Annotated in this window: 13 protein-coding genes; 1 reads left to right on the forward strand and 12 read right to left on the reverse strand. The window is 39.2% G+C overall.

Going from position 1 to position 10,027, the window contains the following annotated elements:
• Positions 1-8: 8 nt before the first annotated feature.
• Both HWQ37_RS00835 and HWQ37_RS00840 read right to left on the reverse strand, forming a co-directional pair.
• Complete coding sequence (locus tag HWQ37_RS00835) at positions 9-530, reverse strand: photosystem I assembly protein Ycf3 (RefSeq protein WP_292742668.1); 522 nt, start codon at positions 528-530, stop codon at positions 9-11.
• A gap of 160 nt (positions 531-690) precedes the next feature.
• Positions 691-1,416 carry an SOS response-associated peptidase gene (locus HWQ37_RS00840; protein ID WP_292742671.1) on the reverse strand — a complete coding sequence of 242 codons (726 nt, stop codon included), beginning with the start codon at positions 1,414-1,416 and terminating at the stop codon, positions 691-693.
• A 199-nt stretch (positions 1,417-1,615) separates the two neighbouring features.
• On the opposite strand from HWQ37_RS00840, the gene HWQ37_RS00845 reads away from it, so the two are divergent.
• Positions 1,616-2,227, forward strand: a complete 612-nt coding sequence (locus HWQ37_RS00845) for a glutathione S-transferase family protein (RefSeq protein WP_292742673.1) — start codon at positions 1,616-1,618, stop codon at positions 2,225-2,227.
• Between the two features lie 208 nt (positions 2,228-2,435).
• On the opposite strand, the gene HWQ37_RS00850 is transcribed toward HWQ37_RS00845, so the two are convergent.
• The 10 genes from HWQ37_RS00850 to HWQ37_RS00895 form a co-directional block, all read right to left on the reverse strand.
• On the reverse strand, positions 2,436-2,663 hold the full coding sequence (locus HWQ37_RS00850; protein WP_292742676.1) for a DUF167 domain-containing protein: 228 nt from the start codon (positions 2,661-2,663) through the stop codon (positions 2,436-2,438).
• 62 nt (positions 2,664-2,725) lie between these two features.
• Complete coding sequence (locus tag HWQ37_RS00855) at positions 2,726-3,136, reverse strand: type II toxin-antitoxin system VapC family toxin (RefSeq protein ID WP_292742678.1); 411 nt, start codon at positions 3,134-3,136, stop codon at positions 2,726-2,728.
• 5 nt (positions 3,137-3,141) lie between these two features.
• On the reverse strand, positions 3,142-3,435 hold the full coding sequence (locus HWQ37_RS00860; protein ID WP_292742680.1) for a hypothetical protein: 294 nt from the start codon (positions 3,433-3,435) through the stop codon (positions 3,142-3,144).
• A 266-nt stretch (positions 3,436-3,701) separates the two neighbouring features.
• Positions 3,702-4,097 (reverse strand): ribosomal maturation YjgA family protein, encoded by a 396-nt coding sequence (locus HWQ37_RS00865; protein ID WP_292742681.1) that lies wholly within the window; start codon positions 4,095-4,097, stop codon positions 3,702-3,704.
• A 98-nt stretch (positions 4,098-4,195) separates the two neighbouring features.
• The gene (locus tag HWQ37_RS00870; protein WP_292742682.1) at positions 4,196-6,367 is read right to left on the reverse strand and encodes a hybrid sensor histidine kinase/response regulator; all 2,172 of its coding nucleotides are present in this window, start codon (positions 6,365-6,367) and stop codon (positions 4,196-4,198) included.
• 331 nt (positions 6,368-6,698) lie between these two features.
• Complete coding sequence (locus HWQ37_RS00875; RefSeq protein WP_292742683.1) at positions 6,699-7,172, reverse strand: tetratricopeptide repeat protein; 474 nt, start codon at positions 7,170-7,172, stop codon at positions 6,699-6,701.
• Between the two features lie 3 nt (positions 7,173-7,175).
• Positions 7,176-8,141, reverse strand: a complete 966-nt coding sequence (locus HWQ37_RS00880; protein ID WP_292742685.1) for a homogentisate phytyltransferase — start codon at positions 8,139-8,141, stop codon at positions 7,176-7,178.
• Between the two features lie 558 nt (positions 8,142-8,699).
• On the reverse strand, positions 8,700-8,912 hold the full coding sequence (locus HWQ37_RS00885) for a lmo0937 family membrane protein (RefSeq protein ID WP_292742687.1): 213 nt from the start codon (positions 8,910-8,912) through the stop codon (positions 8,700-8,702).
• Positions 8,913-9,042: 130 nt separating this feature from the next.
• Positions 9,043-9,501: a cupin domain-containing protein gene (locus HWQ37_RS00890; RefSeq protein ID WP_292742689.1), complete on the reverse strand. Its 459-nt coding sequence runs from the start codon at positions 9,499-9,501 to the stop codon at positions 9,043-9,045.
• A 163-nt stretch (positions 9,502-9,664) separates the two neighbouring features.
• Complete coding sequence (locus tag HWQ37_RS00895) at positions 9,665-9,925, reverse strand: cation transporter dimerization domain-containing protein (protein WP_465249654.1); 261 nt, start codon at positions 9,923-9,925, stop codon at positions 9,665-9,667.
• Positions 9,926-10,027 lie beyond the last annotated feature (102 nt).

The following is a 10,027-nucleotide window of genomic DNA, read 5'->3' on the forward strand; positions in this document are numbered from 1 at the left end:
ACTAATGATTAAAAGAATACGTCAATTTGCGATCGCCCAGTGGTTTTCAGCCAGTTTTGAGCTTCGACATAGTTATTGGGAGCCATGCGAATAGCTCGAATCCAATAGTCTGCCGCTTGGTCAAAAAGTGCTTCGCCAGCCTCGTTATCTCCAGCTTCTTTTTCTTTTTCGCCTTGGTAGTGGTAAATCACAGCGATGTTGTTCAAGGCTTGGGGCATACGTGGGTTTAACTCAATTGCCTGGTGATAGAGTTCTAAAGCCTTGTGATGGTCGCCATTGCTGGCATAGATTAGCCCCATATTATAGAAAATATAGCCGCGATCGTTGGTATCTTCCTCTAATGTTAGAGCTTCTTCATAGTATTCCAACGCCTCAGCATATTCCCCCTCCGCTTGGGCTGACATCCCATCTCGATAATAAACAAACGCTTCTTTAGCTTTTTTGTTGGTTGGCAGGATCTTCAGAATGATATCTGCCATTACTGTAAAGGATTTGTCAATAAAATTATCGTTTTTTTGTGTTCTTGGCATATTTGTCTCTGGGTATTGGGTATGGGGCAAGAGGAGGCAGGAGGCAGGAGTTCTTTAATTTTGAATTTTGTTAGCGCAGCGTTAGCGAGTCCGCGAGCGTCATTTTGAATTTTGAATTGATATCTCCCTCATCTCCCCAATTTCCTAGTTCACTCAATAGTTAATTTAACTGATTTGCGGGGGCATTCTTCTCGCTGAGGGGTACGATACATTCTGAACTATTATGTCGAGAGTTGTTTACCAAGGTGCTAACTGGATATACAGTCATTGCTGGCGCTGGATAGGGACGCAATAGCTGCTGTAGGGTTTGGGGCGTTTGCACTTGGGAATCTAGCCACAAATCGTAATCTTGTGGCTCCAGAATCACTGGCATCCGCTCGTGGATGGGTTGGAGTAATTCGTTAGCTGCCGTTGTCAAAATTGTACAAGAGATTATTTCTTCGTTACTAGGCGTTGCCGCTTCGGGTTGCCGGAGGCATCGCCATCTTTCCCACAAACCTGCAAAGCCGAAAGGTTGCCCATCTTGAAGACGGAAATAAAACGGCTGCTTCTTACCTTGTTGGCGTTGCCACTCATAAAAGCCATCAGCTAGCACTAAACAGCGTCTATGCTTAAAAGCCGAGCGAAAAGCTGGTTTTTCGGCAACAGTTTCTGCCCTAGCATTAATCAGCTTTACCCCCATTCCTGCATCTTTCGCCCATGACGGAATTAACCCCCAATGCAACTGCTGAAATTCCCGCTTTTCGCTTTCAGGATTTTGTAATACTGTCGCCACCATTTGCGTAGGTGCAATGTTATATTCGGCTGCTAAATCGGGAACTGACTCGACATGGAAAACTTCAGATAATCTTGCTGCCGACTGGTTTAGAGTAAATCTTCCACACATAGTTTTATTTTCCACCATCAACTAAATTAAATATCTCAATCTAGAAATAAATAATATTTTTTTTATTTTCTCGAATAATTTTATGTAGTACGTCTCAGATGCTAAATACAAAAAAAATATCCGGTTTTGGGAAAATCTTTTGGTAAGATATTGTATTTTGAACCTTCACTTCTCAACACATTTCTAACTGGATTTTAACATGGAACTACTGCATCTGTACGATTTTTTACCTTCTGGTCATGGTTATAAGATACGTCTTTTATTGACACAACTAGGTATGCCTTTTGAAAGGATAGAGCTTAACATCTTGAAAGGCGAGACTCGAACACCAGAATTTTTAAGTAAAAATCCTAACGGTAAGATACCTGTTCTAGAAATCGAGCCAGGGAAATATTTGGCAGAATCAAATGCCATATTGGTTTATCTAAGTGAAGGTACAGAGTTTTTACCTTATGACCGCTTTTTACGAGCGCAGGTGCTGCAATGGTTGTGTTTTGAACAATATAGCCATGAGCCTTTTATTGCTACATCAAGATTTTGGATTTCTATTTTAGGTAAAACTGAAGAATATAGTGAAGCTATCAAAGAAAAACGTGAATCAGGATATGCAGCACTTAACTTGATGGACAAACACTTAACTTCTGAAGATTTTTTTGTAGGAGAACGTTACACGATTGCTGATATTGCCTTATTCGCTTACACCCATATAGCTGATGAAGGTGGGTTTGATTTAACACAATATCCTGCCATCCAAGCTTGGATAGAAAGAGTCAAAAATCAACCAAGATATATCAGTATTACACAGGCATAAAAATTAGATTTTGCAAGTTTCTGTCTCTCGTTTATTCTCTCTAGTAGAAAATGTAGTGGGTGCAATGTAGCTCAGATTCAGAAAACAGCAAAGTCTTCAAAAAGTGTATTACTAAGCAGCTAGTACAGCACGGCGGAAATAAACCATTTGAAATGTCTAAAACCCTTGCGAATTACGAATTACGAATTACGAATTACGCCTTGCGGTACTAGATATCCGTATCAATTTCCATCAGCTTTTGCCGAGAGGACAAACCTGACTTAATTCTGATATGAGACTTGGGTACATCAAATTTATCTGCTAGTAATTTAATTAACTCTTCATTAGCCTTACCATCAACTGGGGGCGATTTTAAATACACAGTTAGACTACCATCAGGTTGTTCTTCAATTTTTTGCTGTTTTGAATTAGGTTTAACCTTGACTTTTTTTTGCATAAGGGACTTCCAAGTAAAGCCGATATATTGCGCTGCAAATGAGCATTTTGAGCATTCATCTATTAGGCATCAGTTTGTAACCAATTCTCTAAACTTAATCCTTCTACTCTCTGCAAATCAGAATCATTAGAAACTAAAACTAAACCGCGTGTAATTGCTGTAGCAGCTATCAATACATCAGCATCTTGTATTGGTCTGCCTTTTACTTTTAAATCAGCATGAATTTTGCAGGCTTGTTCAATAATTTCTATATCGTCTAAAAATAAAACTTCATATTTTTGGAAGAAAATATTAAAGTCAGCTAGTTGTTTTGTAGCATTTGCAGCAACTAAACCTCTTTTTATCTCGTAGTAAGTTATGCAACTAATAAAAACTTCTTCTCCTAGACTAGTTACTTCCTCCAGCTTTTGTTCTAGAATAATATTTTTTTTCAAAATATAACTAACAATGTTTGTATCCAGTAAATATGCCACTCTATTTATCTTCCTTCCACTGCCTCATCAAAAATTTTTATTTGGTCTGGAGTCAAATCGTTGAGCGTTCCAGAAACTGCTTCTAAAACTAAAAGCTTATCAATTCTACGTGTTAATTCATCATCAGTGATAGCTTTAAATTCATCAGGCGAAAACTTACCAAAAAGATTGACTAAGTGTTCAATCCTTTCTTGTTTTTTTAATCTCACCATGTAAAAGCTACTACCTTTAAATAAACTCTCCACAATTGGTGAGATGCGGTTTGTGAGTTCTTTAGTATAGTGAGATACTTCTTGCATAAATTTATCCTCAGTTTAATTGTGAGTAAGTAGGTCGGCGCTTATCTTAGCTAACTAGTGAGGGTCGTCATTTGTCCTTTGTAATTTTTCACAGGTAAGGGTTTAAAACATATTTACGTTTCGTAACCTAGTTATGCTTATTCCCATTCCCACCTACTTACTTATCTATTTTAGGCAAGGTGGAGGCATACAAGCTACTTTTGATGGGAGCAAGTGTGGTTCTGGGAAGACAGAGTTTTATTGAGTAATTTATTTCTTGGAAGTCCCTAACCTATTCTGTGTAATTGTCGCAGCCACAACCAACCTAAAACAGAACCCAATACATAATGAGGAAAATCCCACCAAACAAAGGTCGTACCAAGCAACAATTTACCTATCAAGGTGGCGCGAATTTGCTCTAATAGTGGCGGATGCCAAAGTTGCAAGAATTCTAGTATACAGGTAATGACAAAAACCCATATAGGAATTTGGATTACCGCCGCCCGACTTCTGAAAAACCAAAATGCGAACAGACACCAAAATATTTCGTAAAATACAGCTGCTCCGTAGTCATTAAACCAGTGATGGGCAGGGCCATTATAATACTTAAACAAAAAGCCCATCGGTACAACGATAAGCACAGAAAGAATAATAAATATTGTTTGGTTGCGGGATTGAAGCATTTTCTATAGACTAGAGACTAAAAAGTGTAGCAATTTATGGTATAAAAATAGTCCTACCTTTATCAATAAGACCCAATTGTTGAAAAATATTAACAAACCTAGAGAGTATTAAATTGGCGATCGCAACTGAGAAAAGAAGATTCGATAAGTTGAACAATGGCTGCAATTAATTCTTCTGGGTTAAGAGGTTTGGGTAAATGCATCTGAAACCCAGCTTTTAGGGCTTTTTGCTGGTCATCGTTACTTGCAAAGGCTGTCAAGGCAATTGCTGGGATTTGTCCGCCTTGTTCTGGTGTCCGAGTTCTCACTTGATGTATTAACATATAGCCATCGATATCGGGCATACTAATATCGCTGACTAACACATCTAGCTTTATCTCTGCTAAGGTTTGTAATGCTTCATCAGCAGAAGATACCGCCATCACAAAAGCCCCATCTTGCTCTAATACAAAAGCAATAAAATCTCGTGAATCAGTATCATCATCGACAACTAAAACCCTGATGCCATTCAGAGGTAAGGAGTTAGTAGCTAAGAATCCAGGGTAGCTTTGTTGATTCGCCAGCCTTGGGCTTTCATCTAAGAGAAGCGGTAAGTTAACACTAAATATTGCCCCTTTCCCGTCACCGAGGCTATCTGCTTGGACAGTACCGCCATGCATTTCGATGATATTACGGACAATTGCTAATCCTAGTCCCAATCCACCAAAATTTCTTGTAGAGGTACTATCTGCTTGGCGGAAGTAATCAAATACGAATGGCAAAAAGTCAGCGCTAATTCCCTTACCCGTATCGCTAACGATGATTTGAGTATAGCCATCAGCTTCCTGTAGTCGCACTTCTACCTTTCCTCCTCTGGGTGTAAATTTGATTGCATTAGAAAGGAGATTCCAGACGACTTGCTGCAAACGAGTCGAGTCGCCCATAATTTGTCCCACACCCGGTTCAAATACTGTATTCACCTCAATCAACTTTGTTTCTGCTGCTAACTGCATTGTCTCCAGTGCCGACAATACCGTAGACTTTAGGTTAATCTTCGTAATATTCAGCGTCAGTTTGCCTTGTAAAATTCTCGAAATGTCCAGCAAGTCCTCAATAAGTTGAACCTGTAAGGTGGCATTTCGCTCGATTGTGGCAAGGGCTTCAGATGTCTTTTTTTGGTCTAATCTGCGGGTTTGCAACAACTTTGACCAGCCGAGAATTGCGTTGAGTGGAGTGCGTAGTTCGTGAGATAGGACGGCTAAAAATTCATCTTTAATTCGATTGGCTGTTTCTGCTTTGGCTCGTGCTATTTGTTCTAATTCCAGCAGATGCGCTCGTTCTTCAAGTATTTGTTTTTGTTCGTGGATATCTGTACAAGTTCCAAACCACTTGACTACAAAACCTTGCTCATCTTTGAGTGGTAAACCTCGCGCTAGCTGCCAACGATAGGAGCTATCAGCAGCGCGTTTAAAGCGATATTCATTATTATATATAGTGCTACTTTTTACAGCATCAGACCACACTTTATCTGCTCTTTGGACATCATCTGGATGCAATGCTGCTAACCAACCAGAACCTAAAGATTGTTCTAATGTTAGCCCTGTGTAATCGCACCAATTTTGATTAAAAAAATCACATTCACCGTTAGGCTTAGTTGTCCAGACAAGTTGAGGAATTGCCTCAGCTAAGTAACGGTAGCGTTCTTCGCTTTGTCGGAGAACTTCTAAAATTCGTTGGCGCTCAAGAATTTCTTGTTGTAATTGCTCGTTAGTTTTGGTAATTTCATTGGTGCGAACAGCAACCATTTCTTCGAGGTCATTTTGGTATTTTAATAGTTCTTTTTCTACCCGTAAGCGTTCGGTTATTTGGGTTTGAAGTTCTTGATTTGCTTGTTCTAGTTGAGCAGGGCTAGAAAATGCTAGAGCTTGGGGAACTAGAGACACAAGTTTTATGGCTGTAATTAAAGATATTGTGGCAGTTATTGCTTTGACAAACCCCGATAGCCAATAGGTGGGATGCCAAAGTGTCCAAATCTCTATTAAATGAGTCGTGCCACAAGCTACGATAAATGCACTAAATAGCAGAAAAATCCAATCAAAGGGCAAATCTTGCCGCTTACGGACAAAGTAAAATAGCGTCGCTGGAATCGAGTAATAAGCTAGTGCAATGAGCGAGTCAGATAATATGTGTAACCAAACTAAATTCGTTTGCCATAGATAGCAGTGTCCATGTGGAATAAATGTTTCTGATGTAAAAAGAATAGTCCATAATTTTGATATTATTTCTGACATAAATACTTGATTATTTTAATCTATAAAATCTATTAATATGGTTATTCGCTAGGTGTTATGCTGAAATTTTAATTAAACCCCAAAATTTTCCTTTAAAATCAAGGCTTATAAGCGATTATAAACTCAATTTAAGCACCAAGACTCAAATGGTAATCATAATGCCTATTGTAAGGGCTATGAAGGGAGCGGTCAAACTTGCGAAAATTGTGGACATAATTACGGTAGACACTAGACATCTCCAAAATAAAAACCATTCTCACCATAATGATGGGAATGGTAAAAAATTAGGAGACATAACAGGAAAATTTAATCTCTGCAATTCTCATTAAAATTAAGATTCACTTGACTTAGCACTCATTTTATCTAACAGTTGGGTGATTTTTTTAGCTTTTTCAGGTTGGCGTTGTTTTTGTAATAAATCTTTAGCCTGTAACAAGTTAGTTTTAGCTTCTTCTTCTTGCTTTTGTTGCATGAGAATATTCGCTAGACGCAAGTAAGCATCAGGATTTTTCGGACTGCGGCTAATTACTTCTCGGAATAATTCTGTTGCTTCCTCTACTTGGCCTTGCTGATTTAAAACATCTCCCAAAAATAAGCGCACTACATCATTAGTAGAGTTGAGAGAAATCACCTGGCGAAAGGCTACTTCTGCACCTTGGTAATCTTTTGCTTGAGCAAGATTGATGCCTTTTTGAAACAAGTCTGAGGTTCTTAAAGTTTTCCAAGCGAAATAGCCCAGGATTGATAGAGTGAGAACGACTACAACCGCAGGGATAATCGAACTAGTGGGAAAGGTTTCTAGCATTGTCTAAGCCAAAAGGCAAGCGATAGGAAAAATCAGATATTCCATAAAGAAGAGTTTCCAGATAAATTGGTAGAATTGAGCGATCGCACTTTTATCTTGTAAGTCCACCGTCAAACTCCGCAACCACAGCCAAGCCAATAGCCCCAAATGAGTAACTATCAGGAATATCGGGTTAACTGAGGCGACATGTAGCACCCCAACCAGAATTATTCCCAGATAGCAGGTAGTTATTACCCAAAGTGATAGATTGAACACAGCTTGGGGCCCAAGTTTGATGGTGAAAGTAGTAATATTGTAGAGGCGATCGCCTTCCATATCGGGGATATCTTTAAAGATAGCGATCGCAAAAGTAAACACCAAAATAAATAACGTCAGCACCCATACCACAGGCACAATTGTTTGGCTTTGGTGCAACGCCCAACTGTAATGCAGATATAGCCCTAAGTTAACAATCGTACCGCGCACCGAAAAAATACACAGCGCCGCCCAAACAGGAAACTGTTTCAAGCGAATTGGCGGTAAAGAATAAGCAGTACCAATAGCCAAACTAATCGCCACCATCCCCAATAAGAATGGCCCAGTTAGCCACGCCACAACTAGCGCCAAAATCCCAGTCGAAGCGACAATTAATTGCCCCGTTTGCTGGGAAAACTCACCAGATGCTAAAGGTAAATGAGGCTTATTAATCTTGTCAATTTCCACATCTTCTAATTGATTCAGCCCCACAATGTAGACATTGCCACACAGACAAGCAATCCAAGCGCCGAAGACAGGGAGTAGGGAATACGTAGAGACGCGATGAATCACGTCTCCATTAATGGCAATGGCAATTAAATATAAACCTACAACACTTAGGCTTGTACCAATAATTGTGTGCGGGCGAGAGAATTTCCAGAAAGCGTATAACCAACTAAAAATTGATGGAACAGGGTTGCCTGGTAAAGGGCTGTTTTGAGAACTCTGGCTCATGAGTAGCTTAGATACAGTATTCTGGCTTACTCTTAATCATTGTCACAGAATTTGGTCATTTGTAATTTGTTCCTTCCCCCTCATCCCCCTCAATAGAGCGTATGGGCATACAACCACTAATCGATAAACATTTCTCGACACACGGAAATTGACAAGGTAATTTGGTTAGCACACATATTATCGCAAGCAGATCATCGTTTAAATCACGTCCAAACCTGGACTGACATTTCCTATCATGAGTTTTTTATACTGAGATAGTTATGAGAAAATCACACTTTTTTAAACTTTCTTAATTCTCACAGCTATTTTTTTCACTTACTGGTAATTTTTCCTCTCTCTTTTAAATACACAATTAATCGCTTTTGTCAACTTTTCTGTTAAGAAAGATGTTTATAATGGATAGCTTTTTAAGGGGGGTTGGGGGGATCTCTGAGAGCCAAACATACTAACCGAACCGTATTGAGAAGTGAGGTACAAGAAGCCCATCCTCAATCTCTTCGCGGAAGCGAGGAACGGACTATGATGTACCTTACTGCGATCGGGAAAAGCTATATTTATTTACACATCCCGCGCTTTGAAAAAATTATAGATAGCAAGGCCAATAGCTAAAAGTAACACTGCATGAATTAGATTTCCGGCAATATGAAGTGTCAGTCCTAATGCCCAAAAAGCAACCAGTATAACAACGATACCCCAAATTATACCAAACATATATTTGTTCTGAATCAAGTCAGTTTTAATTTGTTCAAATATTTTACTCCCTAGCTTCACTTTTATCTATTTGTCTTAAGAAAGATTACTTTGAGTGATGGTACAAAGTGACTTGATATGCTTAATCTTTCGTTACTATTTAATTAGATAAAGCTAGGGGTTCTGGGCTGTTAGTTAACTGTCCCTATCATTACCTCAAGCGACAGGATTGCTCTATAGTCGGAGTTTCTTCAAGTTGTACCATGATCAAAACGGCTGGCGCATTGCCTACTGTTCCAGATAAGTGGCCTTTATGACCTTGTGCGTCTGCTTTTGTACCCTGGTCTTCCCCAAATGAAATTTCGCCAGGGCCCATCTCGACTCTGTATCCATCCATAGTCTCCACAAACCAGCGTCCCGATAGTGGGATAATCCACTGGGGCTTTGGGTTCTCATGCCAGTTACCAACCCATCCTACGGGTAGCACTGTAAAGGTGATTGTAGCACCAGACTGCTTCAACTTAGAAAGCCACTGCGGTGAAGTATCCGGGGCTATGCCTTTTTCAATGAAGTCCTCAATTTGACAACGGGACTGGTGACTTATACCGTCCTGGTCAATCCAGACGTGCCAGTAGTCAATTGTTGGTTTATGTGATGAGTTATTTGACATAAAAATGGCTCTCTTTGTCTTGTGTAAGTAAGGACTAAATTGATTATTTTTTCAGCACTAAAGTGCTTAGGGACTTCCAAATAAAAAAATATCCTAAAACTGACTCAAAAATCTTCTCTATTTCTCCTGTCTCTGTGTTCTCTGCGCCTCTGTGGTTCGTTTATTATTCAGGAAGTTGAGAATATTTACGACTGGCGGCTAAAGACTTGGCTTCAATAAAAATTTGTTTGATTTCAGGATGCTTTTGGCGAATTTTTGTTTCTAAATTATCTACAGTTAATGCTATTTCTTCGCCTGTAAAATTTTTGGAAAATTGAAGTTCTAAGTTAAGTAATACTTCTTGGGGAGCAAGTTGCATTGTTAACACCCGGATAACTTCTTTTACTCCTGGTTCTGTTTTTGATAAAGAACGGATATTAGCTATAGTTTGAGGATCGGCACTTTCTCCAAGTAATAATCCTTTACTTTCTCGGTTCTTGCGTTACTTTTATGGAAAATTAATACTAAAGTGCCAGTTTAATAAACT

It is taken from the genome of Nostoc sp. NMS4 (assembly GCF_017115095.1).
GTDB lineage: Bacteria > Cyanobacteriota > Cyanobacteriia > Cyanobacteriales > Nostocaceae > Nostoc.

What these genes read in the sequence shown, in the direction of transcription:
- HWQ37_RS00845 (WP_292742673.1), top strand. Translation starts at nt 1,616, where the DNA reads ATGGAACTACTGCATCTGTACGATTTTTTACCTTCTGGTCATGGTTAT.
- HWQ37_RS00835 (WP_292742668.1), bottom strand. Translation starts at nt 530, where the DNA reads ATGCCAAGAACACAAAAAAACGATAATTTTATTGACAAATCCTTTACA.
- HWQ37_RS00870 (WP_292742682.1), bottom strand. Translation starts at nt 6,367, where the DNA reads ATGTCAGAAATAATATCAAAATTATGGACTATTCTTTTTACATCAGAA.
- HWQ37_RS00850 (WP_292742676.1), bottom strand. Translation starts at nt 2,663, where the DNA reads ATGCAAAAAAAAGTCAAGGTTAAACCTAATTCAAAACAGCAAAAAATT.
- HWQ37_RS00865 (WP_292742681.1), bottom strand. Translation starts at nt 4,097, where the DNA reads ATGCTTCAATCCCGCAACCAAACAATATTTATTATTCTTTCTGTGCTT.
- HWQ37_RS00860 (WP_292742680.1), bottom strand. Translation starts at nt 3,435, where the DNA reads ATGCAAGAAGTATCTCACTATACTAAAGAACTCACAAACCGCATCTCA.
- HWQ37_RS00875 (WP_292742683.1), bottom strand. Translation starts at nt 7,172, where the DNA reads ATGCTAGAAACCTTTCCCACTAGTTCGATTATCCCTGCGGTTGTAGTC.
- HWQ37_RS00880 (WP_292742685.1), bottom strand. Translation starts at nt 8,141, where the DNA reads ATGAGCCAGAGTTCTCAAAACAGCCCTTTACCAGGCAACCCTGTTCCA.
- HWQ37_RS00890 (WP_292742689.1), bottom strand. Translation starts at nt 9,501, where the DNA reads ATGTCAAATAACTCATCACATAAACCAACAATTGACTACTGGCACGTC.
- HWQ37_RS00840 (WP_292742671.1), bottom strand. Translation starts at nt 1,416, where the DNA reads ATGTGTGGAAGATTTACTCTAAACCAGTCGGCAGCAAGATTATCTGAA.